Below are 13,937 nucleotides of genomic sequence, written 5' to 3'. Positions count from 1 at the left end.
GCGGGGCGGAGTCCTAACTTCCCTCGCGCCAGGCACGCCACAGGCGGGCGTACCGTCCGCCCAGGGCCACCAGTTCCTCGTGGGTCCCCTCCTCCACCACGCGTCCCGCGTCCAGCACGGCGATCCGGTCCGCCGCCATGGCCTGGGTGAGCCGGTGGGCCACGAACAGCGTGGTCCGGCCCGAGCACGCGGCCTGTACGGCGCGCTCCAGCGCGGCGGCTCCCTCGCTGCCGGCCTCCGCGGTCGACTCGTCGAGCACCACCACCGCGGCACGGTTCAGCACCAGCCGGGCCAGGGCGACCTGGGCGACCTTGGTGACGTCCAGGCGTTCGCCGCCCTCACCGACCATGGTGTCCAACCCGTCGGGCAGCGCCTCGGCCCACCGGTCGGCACCGACGGTGCGCAGCGCGTCCATCAGTTCGGCGTCGGTCGCCAGCGGTGCGGCGAGGCGCAGGTCGTCGGCGAGCGGACCGGAGAACACGTGCGTCTCCTGGGTCAGGATGCTCACCAGGGCGCGTGCGCCCGCCTCGTCCAGGCCGGCCAGGTCGTTCGGCCCGATGCGCACCGAGCCCGCCTGCGGCGTGCCGATGCCCGCGATGAGGGCGGCGAGGGTCGACTTGCCCGCGCCGGTCGCCCCCACCAGGGCGAGCGACCGGCCGGCCGGGATCTCCAGGCTGACGTCCCGCAGGACCGGCTCCTCGGCGCCGGGGTAACTGAAGGTCAGCCCCCGCACCGCCACCGGGTACGGCATGACCTCGGCGGGCGCCGCGGAGGCGTCGCCGACCAGCCGGTCCTCGGAGGGCTCCCCCAGGACGCCGACCAGCCGGGTGAGGCTCGCGCCCGACTTCTGCGCCTCGTCGAAGGTGAACATGATGGCGCCCAGCGGGGTGAACAGCCGGTGGAACATGAGGGGCGCGGCGGAGACGTCGCCCAGGCTCGCGGACCCGGTCTCCAGCAGGACGTATCCCACGACGAGGATCAGGACCAGCCCGATGAACTCGGCGCGGTTCTCCCGGCCGACGAACCGGCCGAAGACGCGGAAGACTTTGATGCCGAGGTCGCGCACGCGCCACGACTCGGCGGTGACCTTCTCGCGGAAGGCCTCCTCCAGCCGGTAGGCCCGGACCGTGTCGATCCCGTTCAGGCCGCTGATCAGCGCCTGCGCGCGGTCGGCCTGGGCGGCCCTCTGCTGCCGGTACATCGGGGCGGACCTGGGCAGGTACCAGCGCAGGGCCAGCGCGTACGCGGGCAGGGCGCCCGCGCCGGCCAGGCCGAGCCTCCAGTCGAGTCCGAACATGCCGATCGTGGCGATGGCGACCAGCACACCCGCCGAGAACACCGTGGGGATCGCCGTGCGGATGCCCCGGGAGAGTACGGCCACGTCGTCGCCGACCCGGGACAGCACGTCCCCCCGGCCGACCTGCTCGATCCGTGCGCTCGGCATCCCCAGCACGGCCCGGACGGCGGCTTCCCGCAGCTGTGCGAGAAGGTCCGCCCCCAGCCGTCCGATCAGGTACGTGGACGCCGCGGTGGCCGCCGCGCCGAGCAGCGCGGCGACGCCCATCAGGATCCCGATGGTGAGCAGCACCGAGCGGCCGTCGCCCTCGACCACGCCGTCGACCACCCGGCCGAGCAGGAGCACAGGAAGCACCTGGAGCGCCGCCCCGGCCACCGTGGTGAGCACGGTGCCGGCCGTCAGCCAGGGCACCTCGCGGCACCGCGCGACGACCCATCGGGTGGACTCGCCTCCGGCGGCCGTGCGCAGGGTGGCCGGGGCGACGCGCGTGTCGGTGCTGCTCACTCAGGAACCGGACCAGGTCGGCGGCGGACGCGGGCGACGGGCCTCACCGGTCGACCGACTTGACGAGTTCGTCGATCGCGTACGGCAGGGAGAGCAGGGTTCCCTGGGACATGGCGGCGCCGACGGCCGGGCCCTCGCTGTCCAGCAGGTACGACACCTTCCCGGCCTTGACCGCGGACAGGTTGGCGAACAGCTCGAACTTCTTCAGCGCGTCCTGGTCCGCCTTGTCGTTGACGACGAAGATGCGGTCCACGTCGACCAGGTCCATGCGCTCGGGGGAGAGCTGGGTGTAGAACTTGTCACCCGCGATCTCGTCGACCTTGGTCGCTCCCTCGAAGCCGATGCCCGTCACCAGCCGTCCGCGTACGTCGGTCGTGGTGAAGGGCGCGACCGAGTCCTCGTACCAGGACAGTGCGACGGCGGTCTGGCCGGCGAACTCCGGGTGCGCCTCGCGGGCGGCGTCGAGCTTGCCCTGGATGCCCTTCACCAGTGCGGCGCCCTCGTCCTCCTTGCCGAGCGCCTTGGCGATGTGGACGGCGTTGTCCTGCCAGGGCGCGCTGAAGAGTTCCTTCTCGGCCTTGGTGCGGCCCACGGTGGGGGCGATCCTGGAGAGCTTGTCGTAGGCGGCCCGGTCGATCTCGGAGTAGACCGCGATGATCAGGTCGGGCCGGAGTGCGGCGATCTTCTCGTAGTTGGGGCCCGAGTCGCCGTTGCTCATCACGACCTCGGGGCGGGTGTCGCCCCACTTGTCCTTCACCCAGGGCCACTGGGTGTTGATGTCGGGCGACGTGCCGGCCGGGTTCGGGTACTGGTCGACCATGCCGACCGGCTTGATGCCGAGCGCGAGGATGGCCTGGTCGTCGGTGTAGCCGACGGAGACGACCCGCTGGGGGGCCTTGGTGATCTCGGTGGATCCGAACGCGTGCTCCACGGTCACCGGAAACGCGCCGGCGGCGGCCGCCGGGGCCTTGTCGGCCGTCCCGTCCTCCGGGTCCGACCCGCATCCCGCGAGAAGGCCGACGCCGAGCGTCACCGCGGAGAGAGTCGCCGCCACCCGCCGCCATGTCTTCGGAAACATCGATCTGTGGAAGAGCATCCGTACATCCCCTGCTTTCGCGCTGTCCGCTACACCCGTCTGAGGGCAGCCAAACCTTACCCACACATGATGAGGTTAGCCTAGCCTAACTATAGCTATTTCCCTTACTGGCACCTCAGTTGAGCTGCACATGCGTGCGACCGATGGGCACGATGAGCGGACGGTCGCCCACCGGGTCGTCGATCACCCTGGCCCGCAGCCCGAACGCCTCGTACAGGAGATCGGCCGTGATCACGTCACGCGGGTGCCCCTGCGCCAGGATCGACCCGGCCCGCATGACGACGAGGTGGTCGCTGTAACGGGTGGCCAGATTGAGGTCGTGCAGCACCATCACCACGGTGCGGCCCGATTCGTGCAGGTCGTCCACCAGGTCGAGCACGTCGATCGCGTGCGCCAGGTCGAGATAGGTGGTCGGCTCGTCCAGCAGCAGCAGGTCGGTGCCCTGAGCCAGCGTCATGGATATCCAGACGCGCTGGCGCTGGCCGCCGGAGAGCGAGTCCACCGGCCGGCCGGCCAGGTCGGACACCCCGGTCATGGCGAGCGCGCGTTCCACGACGGAGGCGTCGTCCGACGACCACTGCCGCAGCCAGCTCTGGTGCGGGTGGCGCCCCCTCGCGACCAGGTCGGCCACCGTCAGCCCTTCCGGTGCGACCGGTGCCTGCGGCAGGAGGCCGAGCTTCTTCGCCACGTCCCTGGTCCGGAGCTTGACGATGTCCTCGCCGTCCAGCACGACCGCGCCCGCCGTCGGCCTGAGCAGCCTCGTCAGGGTGCGCAACAGGGTCGACTTCCCGCAGCCGTTGGGGCCGATGATCGTGGTGATCAGCCCCGGCGGCACCGACACGTCGAGTCCGTCGATGACGGTCCGGCCGCCGTAGCCGACCGTCACTCCCCTGGCCGCCAGCCGTGGGACGGTCCCGGCCGCGGAATCGGTCTTCGTGATGTGCTGGGTGTCCACAGGTTCCCCCGTTGTCCGGTCCGTACGGTCGTCTTGGTCAGCCATGTGCCGACTGCCTGAGGTTCGCCCGCACCAGCAGGTACACCAGGAAGGGACCGCCGATCGCCGCGGTGACCACGCCGACCGGGAGGGAGACCGGCAGCGCCGCCCGCGCGATCAGGTCCGCGCCGATCAGCAGCAGGGCGCCCACCAGCCCGGAGGCCACCAGGGGCGGTGTGGGGCAGCGCGCCAGACGCATCGCCACCTGCGGGGCCACCAGGGCCACGAAGGGCACCGGGCCGGCCGCGCTCACCGCGGAGGCGGCCAGCAGGACCGCGCACAGCAGGAGGACCGCCCGCACCCGCGTGAAGCGGACACCCAGCCCGGCGGCGATCTCGTCCCCCAGGTGCATGGGCTTGAACTGGAAAGCGGCGGCGGCCACCACCACCACGAGGACGAGCGAGCACCAGAACACCGTCCGGACCTCGTCCCAGGACCGGTTGTCCAGCGAGCCGACCAGCCAGGCCTGCGCCCGGGCCACGTCCCTGATGTCGGCGGTGGCGAGGAGCCAGGTCGTGATCGCCTCCATCACGGCGGTCACCGAGATCCCGATGAGGATGAGCCGGAATCCGTCGATCCCGCGCCGCCATGCCAGGAAGTAGACCAGCAGACCCGTGCCGAGGCCGCCCGCGAGCGCCGCCGCCGACAGGCCCACCGTGCTGACGACCGCGGTGGCCGCACCGCCCGACACCGTCACCAGGAAGACGGCGACGGCGCTCGCTCCCCCGGTGATCCCCAGGATGTCGGGGCTCGCCAGCGGATTGCGGGCGACGGACTGCGTGATGGCCCCGGACAGCCCCAGGGCGATCCCCACGAGAAGTCCGGCCAGGGCGCGCGGCATCCGCAGATCCATGATGACGAACTCGTCGACCTGCTCGCCCCGGCCCAGGATGGTGGCGATCACGCGGGGCAGGGCGATGGGGAAGTCCCCGACCCCGACGGACACGCAGAACACCAGGAAGGTGGCCACGGCCAGCAGCAGGGTGACGCCCACGATCCAGGGCCGCCAGACGAACGACATCGCACCGAGCCGGACGCCGGGGGCCACCGACCGCTTCACCTCTGTCCCGTTCATGCGCTCCTGAACTTTCCACGCCATACGAGAGCCGCGAAGAACGGGGCACCGAGCAGGGCGACGACGACTCCGGCGTCCAGCTCGCCCGGACGCACCACCAGACGTCCCACGATGTCGCAGACCAGGAGGACGACGGCACCGAGCAGACCCGCGTACGGCACCAGCCAGCGGTAGTCGGGCCCGGTCAGGTACCGGGCCACATGGGCGACCATCAGGCCGAGGAACGCGATGGGGCCGCAGGCCGCCGTGGCCGCCCCGGCGAGCAGGGTGACGGCCGCGATGCCCACGGTCCGGCTCAGCGCGATGTTCACGCCCAGCCCGCGCGCCACGTCGTCCCCCAGGTTGAGGAGGTTGAGGGAGGGCAGCGTGGTGAGGGCCAGGACCAGTCCGCACGCGATGAACCCGATGACCGGCCAGATGACGTCGAAGCCGACACCGGCCACCGAGCCCGCGTTCCAGAAGCGCAGGGCGTTCAGCGACTTGAGGTCCGACAGCGCGACAGCGGTCGTCATCGCCGCGAGGAACACCGTGACCCCCTGGCCGGCCAGCGCGAGGGTCAGCGGGTTGCCGGCCCCCCGCCCGATGCTCGACAGCCCGAACACGACCACACCGGCGACGGCCGCCCCCAGGAATCCGAACCAGACGTACTGGAAGGGGGAGGTGAAGCCGAACACCGCGATGGCCGTCACCACGGCGAACGAGGCGCCGGAGTTCACACCGAGCAGGCCGGTGTCCGCGATCGGGTTGCGTGTGTAGCCCTGGATCAGCGCGCCGCCGGTCCCCAGGGCGATGCCCGCGACGATCGCGAGCACCGTCCGGGGCACCCGCACCGTCCGCACGATGAGCCTGATCTCGGTGAGGCGCTGGTCCGATTCCGGCGCGGCGGACAGACCGTGCCACACCTCCGCGGGACTCAGCGCCCGCGCACCGACGGCCAGCGACGCGGCGGCGCCGATCGCGAGGACCGCCACCAGCACGCCCAGGCCGACACCTCGTCTCCGAGGTGCTTCGGTGGCGCTCCCGGGAGCGGAACGCTCCGCTGTAGTCGTGCTCATGTCGACGAACGATATCCCTTTGATCTGCGTACGTTTCACGGGCAGTTGGGGGCCCGCGCCCCTCCGGCCGGGCACCTTCGGCTCCGGGGCGGAATGCCCGTGACGGTGGCGCCGCGCGGACTATCCGGCGGTGCCGCCGGCCCCCTCGGCGACCAGGCGGGCCTCGTCGGGGGCGCCCTTGACGCTGCGGTCGAGGAGGGAGTCCAGGATCTCGCCGACCCGGATCGCCGTGTTGGAGAGCAGCGCGGAGGTGATGCCGTGCGTGTGTTCCGTCCCGCCCTGGAGGTAGATGCCGCAGCGCAGTCCCGGATCGGTCGTGATGCGGTAGTCGCGCTCGACGCGCACGCGCCCCTCCTCGTCGCGGAGGCAGCGGGCCCCGACCTCGCCGAGGAGGCCGAGCGGGTCGACGGGGCTGTAGCCGGTGGCGAAGACCACGACGTCGGCGTCCATGACGGTCTCCTCCCCCGTGACCAGGGACTTCACCGTGGCCTTGACCGTGTCCTGCTGCTCCTCGACGGCGACGAGCCGGGACACGTTGAGGAAGCGCAGCCGCTCGGTGCCGAGGACCTTCTCCTGGTACGTCTGCCGGTACAGGTCGTCGATCAGGTCGATGTCCACCACGGAGTAGTTGGTGTTGCCGTGGTAGTCCATCAGCCGGCGTTTGACGTCGCCTGGTGCGGCGAAGTACTCGTCGACCGCCCCGGGATCGAAGATCCGGTTGGCGAAGCTGCTGTCGTCGGCGGGACTGTAGCCGTAGCGGGAGAAGACCGCGCAGACCTCGGCCTCGGGGAAGCGGCGGTGCAGGTAGGCGACGTTCTCCGCGGCGCTCTGCCCCGCTCCCACGACGACGAACCGGGAGGGCGAGGTGCCCTCGATCCCGTCCACCTTGGCCAGCAGGTCGGAGTTGTGCCAGACGCGGTCCCCGCGCTCCACTCCCTCGGGCATGAGCGGTCGCAGACCGGTCCCGATGACGACGTTGCGGGCCCGGTGGACCACGAGCCCCTCCGCCGAACGGACCGTCACGTCCAGGTACTCCTCGGCCCCGTCGACCAGGACCGGCGTGACGCCGACCACCTCGTGGCCGTAGGAGACCATGTCGCCGACCTTGGCGGCGGCCCACTCGAAGTAGTCGTGGAACTCGACCCGCAGGGGGAAGAGGTTCTTGTGGTTGATGAAGTCGACCAGCCGGCCCTTGCTCTGCAGGTAGCAGAGGAAGCTGAACTCGCTGGTCGGGTTCCGGAGCGTGACCAGGTCCTTGAGGAAGGACACCTGCATGGTCGCGTCGTCGATCAGCATCCCGCGGTGCCATCCGAAGCGGGGCTGCTGTTCGAAGAAGTGGGCGGCGAACGGCTTCTGTTCTCCGGCGCCCGCGTTGTGCTCGCTGATCGCTATCGCCATGGCCACGTTGGACGGCCCGAAGCCGATCCCGATGAGGTCGTGGACCTGTGGTGCGTCGCCAGGCCGAACCGGTGACATGTCACTCCCATCGTGCGGGGAAGCCGCCTGAAGTCGCGGGAAACCCAAGACCGGGCACACCGAACAGGGTGGCCCGCTGTAATTTAGGTGAGCCTAAGCTCATCTGTCGGAGCTGTCGATAGGGCGCCATGAGGACGACCGGACGCCGACCCCCGCCAACAGGTCGGCGAGGGTGCCCTGTTGCAGAGTAAGGCAAGCCTCGCTTTACTAGACACTCGTCAGTCCCTGTAACGAGGAGGAACACATGCGGGTCGTCATGTTCGGGTACCAGACCTGGGGGCATCGCACCCTGCAAGCCCTCCTGGATTCCGAGCACGACGTGGTGCTGGTCGTGACACACCCCAAGAGCGAGCACGCGTACGAGAAGATCTGGAGCGACTCCGTCGCCGATCTCGCCGAGGCGCGGGGCGTGCCGGTGCTGATCCGCAACCGTCCCGACGACGACGAGCTGTTCGCGCGTCTGGAGGAGGCGGCCCCGGACATCATCGTGGCCAACAACTGGCGGACCTGGATCCCTCCGCGCATCTTCGGCCTCCCCCGCCACGGCACGCTGAACATCCACGATTCGCTGCTGCCGAAGTACGCGGGTTTCTCCCCGCTGATCTGGGCCCTGATCAACGGCGAGTCCGAAGTGGGCGTCACCGCGCACATGATGAACGACGAGCTGGACGCCGGTGACATCGTCCGGCAGGAGGCCGTTCCGGTCGGCCCGACGGACACCGCCACGGACCTCTTCCACAAGACGGTCGATCTCATCGGCCCGGTGACCACGGGCGCACTCGGTCTGATCGCCGAGGGGAAGACCGAGTTCACCCGCCAGGACCGCTCCCTGGCGACGTTCTTCCACAAGCGCTCGGCCGAGGACATCCGCATCGACTGGAACTGGCCCGCCGAGGACCTGGAACGCCTGGTCCGCGCCCAGTCGGAGCCGTACCCCAGCGCCTTCACCTTCCACCGGGGCCGGCGCATCGAGGTGCTCGCCGCCGTGGTGTCCGAGAACCGCTACGGCGGAACGCCCGGGCGCGTCTTCTACCGCGAGGGCGACGGCGTGGTCATCGTCGCCGGATCCGACGCCCGCACCGGCCGCAACCACGGTCTGGCCATCACCCGGGTGCGCACCGAGGACGGCCGGGAAGTGCCCGCCACGGAGTACTTCACCTCCATGGGCGGCTATCTGACCAGCCGTCCCTGACGGTCACGGCCCCCGTCCGCCGGGCACCCCGTGCCGGTCCCGGCGGACGGGGGCCCGGCGCGCCCCGCTCCGGCGGCACCGGCCGTCGGGGGTGTCGCACGCCGCTTCAGCGGCGGCGGTGAGCCCGGTCACGACGGGCCCCGGACAGCCGGTCCGCCCCGCGCTCCGGCCGCGTCACCGGTCACCGCGTCCGGCACGCCCCGTCACGTGGGCGGCCGAAGCTGCTCGCGTACCCATCCGGGATCGGGGTTGGTGTGCGGGCGGCCCGCCACGACCACGGTCGGCACCGTCTCGTCGCCGCCGTTGGCCGCCCGCACCGCCGCCGCTCCGGCCGGGTCGCGCTTGATGTCCACCCAGTGCAGCCGGCCCGCGTTCCGCCCCAGCCGGATCCGCAGGCGGAGGCAGTACACGCAGCCCGCCCGCCAGTAGACGACCGGCCGCCCGTCGGCGGCGCTGCGGCGCACCGCCTCCGCCGCCCCGACCGGCCGGGGGAACACCAGCGGCGAGTACAGGACCGCGAGCAGGACGAACGCCAGGGCCGGTACGAGGGCGGCCCCGACGGTCCCTCCGCCGACCGTCGCGGCGGCGGCGAACAAGCCGCAGGCCAGGAGCCATACCGGCAGGATCCAGCTACGCATCATGGGAAGGCAGGCTACCGGTGGCCACGGGGCGGCGCACCGACGCGGCCACGCGGCGGTCGCGCCGACGGCCCTTCCGTGCCCGCTGCCCGGAGAATGAGGGCACGTCCGTTCCGTCCTCTCGGCAGGAGTCACCCATGTCCGTCCGCCGGGTCGTGCCCGACATCCGCTCGGAAGCCATGGAGGAGAGCCGCGACTTCTACGGCCTCCTGGGGTTCGAGGAGGTCATGAACCACGGGTGGGTCACGACGCTTGCGTCCCCCTCCAACCCCACGGCGCAGATCACCTTCACGAGCGGCGACAGGAGCGCGCCGGTCGTGCCCGACATGAGCGTGGAGGTGGACGACGTGGAGGCGGTCCACGAGGCCGTGCGGCAGAGCGGGGCGGACATCGTGTACCCGTTGCGGGACGAGGAGTGGGGGGTGCGCCGGTTCTTCGTCCGGGACCCCAACGGCAAGGTGATCAACGTACTGAGCCACCGATGACCCGCCGCTGCCCCCTGTACGGCAGCCGGATCCGCCGCCGCCCTCCGGCAGCGGATCCGGTGCTCACGCACGGCCTCGTGCTCACCGCGGCGGCTCCCCTGGGACCGGCCGTAGCACTCGACGCGCGGGCAGGGGGCGAGCACACACCCGGCGGCCCGGCCCGCCGGACCCCTCACCGCCGGACGACAGGGCGCACGCCGCCGGGCCTCCCCTTCCGCACCGACGGCCGGCTGCCCCTGCCCGTCCGGTCCGGCACCCCGCAGCGGGGCGACGGGAGGCGCCGGGACCGGGGCACGGCCGGGCGACGGCGGCCCCGCCCCTCCCGCGAGGTGACGGCCGCCGCGGCACACACGATTCCCCTCACCCGCAGGCGCGGCCCCTCCCCTCCCTCTCCTCACCGGCCCACCGCACTGCTATTGTTCTAATTCAATGCGAACAAGTTGAGGGGGAGAAGATGAACGCCATCAGAAGGGCCGCCCTGACAGCCGTGCCGTTCGGCGCCGCCACAGCCGCGTACCTCGGTACTTTCCTGGCGTACCACGACCGGCTGCCGCAGCGAATCGCCACCCACTTCTCGGGGGGCGGTGGGGCCGACGCCTTCATGGGCCGGACCACCGCGCTGTGGACCGGGTGCGGTCTGCTCGTGGGCCTCGGCCTGCTGTTCACCGTCCTGTCCGTGGCCTCCGGGAAGAACGCGGGGTCGCGGCTCAACACCGCGCTCGGGGCCGGCACGGCCGTCGCCCTCGGCTATCCGCTGGTCCTCACCGTGCTGGTCAACGTGGACGTCCAGGACTCGTCGGGCGTACGGCTGCCGCTGTGGCACGTGGCGGTGCTGCTGCTCGCGGGCGTCGCCGTCGGGGCACTGGTCTGGTGGCTGATGGACGAGGAGCAGCACCCCGAGCCCACGTCGGCGGCTTCCCTGCCGCTGGCCGACGGCGAGGCGGCGGCCTGGAGCCGCACGATCGTCTCCCGCGTCCTGCTGCTCGCGGCCGGCGCCATCGTGGTCGCCGGGGTGTTCACGGTGGCGTTCGGCTCGTGGCAGCGGGGCCTGGCACCGCTGGTCATCGGCCTGGTCTGCGGCGCGGCCGCCGCGGTCCGGGTCACCGTCGACCGGCGGGGGCTCACGGTCACCTCCACGGTCCTGCCCAGGCCGCGCCTCGCCCTGCCGCTGGGCAGCATCGCGGACGCGGGCAGCGTCCGGGTCAACGCCATGACGGAATTCGGCGGTTGGGGGTACCGGATCCGCCCGAACCGGCGGGGTGTCCTGCTGCGTTCGGGCGAGGCGCTCTCGGTCCGTACGACGGGCGGACGCGAGTACGTGGTCACCGTCGACGACTCGACCACCGCGGCCGCGCTGCTCAACGGCCTGACGGACCGCGACGCGAGGGAGCGCGACCAGTAATGCTGTTCCGTGTCCTTCCCGGCTCGCCCGTACCCCTGGGCGAGCAGATCGCCGCCTGTGTCCGGGGCGCGATCGCCGACGGCACGGCCGCTCCGGGTGAGCGGCTGCCGCCCGCCCGCGAGGTCGCCGAGTCCCTGGGCGTCAACGTGCACACCGTTCTGCGCGGCTTCCAGCGGCTGCGCGACGAGGGCCTGCTGGAGCTGCGCCGCGGCCGGGGTGCGGTGATCACCGCCGCACCCGGTGCCCCGGGCCGGGCGCGGATCGCCGAGGCCGTACAGGCGCTCGTCGACGAGGCACGGGAACTCGCTCTCACGGACCAGGAGTTCCTGTCCCTGGTCCACACCGCCCTCGGGGACACACCCGTCACCGCACCGCCCGCGCCCTGAGACCGGGAGGCGGTGCCGCCGCCCGCTCCCCCGGCTGCGCCGCCCCCTGTCACGTGCGACGGACAGGGGGTCGGCCGTGTCACATCCCGTCCGGCCCGTTCACCGGGGCACGGGCCGGTACGCCGGCGGGTCCTCGGTCGCATCGGTAACACGGTTGACACACCGGCCTGTTGAAGCGGGGCCGGAGTGATCATAGACTCCTGCGCCGTCGGCTCCGGTTCGCGTTCGCGACGGTGACCCAGCTCCGCGGGCGCGTACGGCCACGGTCGTGCCTCACGGCGGACCGGAGACCGCTGCTCGGCCTGCACCACTGCGAAACCCCGTACCCACCCAGCCGGGAGAAGCATGTGAGAGCACGTCGCACGGCCAGTCTGGCCGCCTCCGCACTCGTCACCACCCTCGCCCTGACCGGGCTCCTCTCCGGCCCCGCGGCCGCCTCCGGGCCCACCGCCGCGCGGGGCGGCCCGGGAGCGGTCGCCTCGGCGACCGACCCCGTCACGCACGAGGAGAACGACCGCGTCCCGGAGGGCTCCCTCTGGACGCAGCACTACTTCCCGTCGTCGGACCGCTCCGGCACCGAACTGCACGCCGACGTGCTGCTCCCCGAGGGTCTTCCGAGGAAGGCGAAGGTGCCCGTCATCCTGTCGGTCGGCCCGTACTTCGGGCACTCCGGACAGACCGGTGCCGAGGGCTGGAGCCACACCGGCCCCTCCGACCGCTTCCAGGACTTCATCGAGGGCACCGACCTGTTCGACCAGGGCTACGCCTTCGTCATGGTCGACCTGCGCGGCTTCGGCGGGTCCACCGGCTGCCTCGACTGGGGCGGTCCCGGGGAGCAGGCGGACGTGAAGGCGGCGATCGACTGGGCCGCGAAGCAGCCCTGGTCCACCGGCGCGGTGGGCCTCTACGGCAAGTCCTACGACGCCGCCACCGGCCTCATGGGGAACAACCTGGACCTGCGGGCGCTGAAGGCCGTCGTCGCCCAGGAACCCGTCTGGGACATGTACCAGTACATCTACTCCAACGGCGTGCCCCGCCCGAACGTCACCGGCACCGCCAACGCGTACAACTCCATCGCCACGCTCCCCCAGCTGCCGGACGACGACCCGCGCTATCTGGCCAACTCGCGTTACGAGGAAGCCCATCCGGAGTGCCTGACCGGGAACGCGGCCGGATACCGGATCGCCGACCAGAAGGACCCGTTCTGGACCTCCCGCGACCTGGCGAAGGCGGCCAAGGGCACGGACACCCCGCTCTTCGTGACCCAGGGCTTCATCGAGAACAACACGAAGCCCGAGGAGATGCAGGAGTACCTGGACAACCACAAGGGCCCCGAGCGCGGCTGGGTCGGCCAGTGGGAGCACGTACGCGGCGGGGACCGCACGAGTGACGGCCGGCTGTCGATGGGCCGTGAGGGCTGGTACGACGAGACGCTCTCCTTCTACGACCAGTACCTCAAGGGCATCAAGCCGGCCGTCCGTTACCCGGCCTACTCCGTCGAGGACTCCACCGGCGCGTGGCGGGCCCAGAAGACCTGGCCGGTGGTCGAGCGCTCCGTGAACATCTCCCTCGGCGGCGGCTCGTACGTGGACGACGGCGGCCTCTCCTCCGCAGGCACCCTCGCCCCGGCAGCCCCGGAACGCCTGAAGTCCTCCGGGAACTGGGACCTGGAGAACGCCCCCTCGATCGAGCCGGCCGCACCTGAGGGCCCGGCCGAAGGGAAGGCCCTGATCCAGGGGGCGGGGGCCGTCACGTCGAACTTCACGGTCCGGTCCGAACCGCTCAGGAAGGCCGTGCGGGTGACCGGCACCCCGAAGATCTCCCTCACCGCTGAAGGCAAGGGCAACGTGATGCTCAAGCTGTACGACGTCGCCCCCGACGGCACCGCGGTCATGTTCGACGAGCAGGTCTCGCTCCTGAACACCCGCAAGCTCACCGTGGACCTCAAGTCGACCGACTGGACCCTGGCGGCCGGGCACGTCCTGGCGGTGCGCATCGGGTCCATCCAGACCGGCTCCTGGCGTGACACCCCTTCCGGGGAGACGATCAAGGTCACGAAGGCACAGCTCGCGCTGGCCCTGGACGACCCGTCCGACGACGTCGCCACCGGCGGCGCCCGCTCCCCGTATCTGGACACCTATCTGCGCCAGTACACGGCGCCCCTTCCGGCCGGTCCGGCCACGTTCAGGGTCGTTCCCGGCGGCCGCCTCTGACACCGGGGCGGGGTCGGCGCGCCGCGGCGCCCGCGGCGCCACCACCCCCCCCCCCGCGATAAAACCCCAACGGGCGGGGGGCGGGTGGCCCGCCCAGCCGGAGACAATTAAAGAAACTACCATG

Annotated in this window: 12 protein-coding genes; 5 read left to right on the top strand and 7 right to left on the bottom strand. The window is 71.6% G+C overall.

All coding sequences use genetic code 11. The annotated features are described in order from the left end of the window. Positions 1-13: 13 nt before the first annotated feature. The 6 genes from ACFVS9_RS32860 to ACFVS9_RS32835 all read right to left on the bottom strand — a co-directional run bounded on the left by ACFVS9_RS32860 (position 14) and on the right by ACFVS9_RS32835 (position 7,497). Entirely contained in the window at positions 14-1,801 is a 1,788-nt protein-coding gene (locus ACFVS9_RS32860) for an ABC transporter ATP-binding protein (RefSeq protein ID WP_383116331.1), read from the bottom strand. A 43-nt stretch (positions 1,802-1,844) separates the two neighbouring features. Continuing rightward, complete coding sequence (locus tag ACFVS9_RS32855) at positions 1,845-2,897, bottom strand: iron-siderophore ABC transporter substrate-binding protein (protein WP_383116330.1); 1,053 nt, start codon at positions 2,895-2,897, stop codon at positions 1,845-1,847. 115 nt (positions 2,898-3,012) lie between these two features. After that, positions 3,013-3,852: an ABC transporter ATP-binding protein gene (locus ACFVS9_RS32850; protein ID WP_383116350.1), complete on the bottom strand. Its 840-nt coding sequence runs from the start codon at positions 3,850-3,852 to the stop codon at positions 3,013-3,015. A 37-nt stretch (positions 3,853-3,889) separates the two neighbouring features. After that, positions 3,890-4,966, bottom strand: a complete 1,077-nt coding sequence (locus ACFVS9_RS32845) for a FecCD family ABC transporter permease (protein ID WP_389938447.1) — start codon at positions 4,964-4,966, stop codon at positions 3,890-3,892. Then, a complete protein-coding gene (locus tag ACFVS9_RS32840; RefSeq protein ID WP_389938444.1) occupies positions 4,963-6,021 on the bottom strand; it encodes a FecCD family ABC transporter permease in 1,059 nt (352 codons plus the stop codon). The genes ACFVS9_RS32845 and ACFVS9_RS32840 overlap by 4 nt, the downstream gene beginning before the upstream one ends. 120 nt (positions 6,022-6,141) lie before the next feature. Next, positions 6,142-7,497 (bottom strand): lysine N(6)-hydroxylase/L-ornithine N(5)-oxygenase family protein, encoded by a 1,356-nt coding sequence (locus ACFVS9_RS32835; RefSeq protein WP_389938441.1) that lies wholly within the window; start codon positions 7,495-7,497, stop codon positions 6,142-6,144. A gap of 244 nt (positions 7,498-7,741) precedes the next feature. On the opposite strand from ACFVS9_RS32835, the gene ACFVS9_RS32830 reads away from it, so the two are divergent. Further along, positions 7,742-8,689: a methionyl-tRNA formyltransferase gene (locus ACFVS9_RS32830; protein ID WP_389938438.1), complete on the top strand. Its 948-nt coding sequence runs from the start codon at positions 7,742-7,744 to the stop codon at positions 8,687-8,689. A 203-nt stretch (positions 8,690-8,892) separates the two neighbouring features. Here the strand turns inward: ACFVS9_RS32830 and ACFVS9_RS32825 are convergent, their stop codons facing one another. Next, positions 8,893-9,330: a glutaredoxin domain-containing protein gene (locus ACFVS9_RS32825; protein ID WP_389938435.1), complete on the bottom strand. Its 438-nt coding sequence runs from the start codon at positions 9,328-9,330 to the stop codon at positions 8,893-8,895. Between the two features lie 134 nt (positions 9,331-9,464). On the opposite strand from ACFVS9_RS32825, the gene ACFVS9_RS32820 reads away from it, so the two are divergent. The 4 genes from ACFVS9_RS32820 (at position 9,465) to ACFVS9_RS32805 (ending at position 13,813) form a co-directional block, all read left to right on the top strand. After that, entirely contained in the window at positions 9,465-9,812 is a 348-nt protein-coding gene (locus ACFVS9_RS32820; protein WP_383116324.1) for a VOC family protein, read from the top strand. 454 nt (positions 9,813-10,266) lie between these two features. Continuing rightward, entirely contained in the window at positions 10,267-11,214 is a 948-nt protein-coding gene (locus ACFVS9_RS32815; RefSeq protein ID WP_389938433.1) for a DUF1648 domain-containing protein, read from the top strand. Then, complete coding sequence (locus ACFVS9_RS32810) at positions 11,214-11,600, top strand: GntR family transcriptional regulator (RefSeq protein WP_383116322.1); 387 nt, start codon at positions 11,214-11,216, stop codon at positions 11,598-11,600. The genes ACFVS9_RS32815 and ACFVS9_RS32810 overlap by 1 nt, the downstream gene beginning before the upstream one ends. A 347-nt stretch (positions 11,601-11,947) precedes the next feature. Continuing rightward, positions 11,948-13,813: a CocE/NonD family hydrolase gene (locus ACFVS9_RS32805; RefSeq protein WP_389938430.1), complete on the top strand. Its 1,866-nt coding sequence runs from the start codon at positions 11,948-11,950 to the stop codon at positions 13,811-13,813. The last annotated feature ends 124 nt before the right edge of the window (positions 13,814-13,937 follow it).

The sequence above is a fragment of the Streptomyces sp. NPDC058008 genome (genome assembly GCF_042886395.1).
Taxonomy (GTDB): domain Bacteria; phylum Actinomycetota; class Actinomycetes; order Streptomycetales; family Streptomycetaceae; genus Streptomyces.
This window is presented reverse-complemented; position numbering and strand designations above follow the sequence as displayed.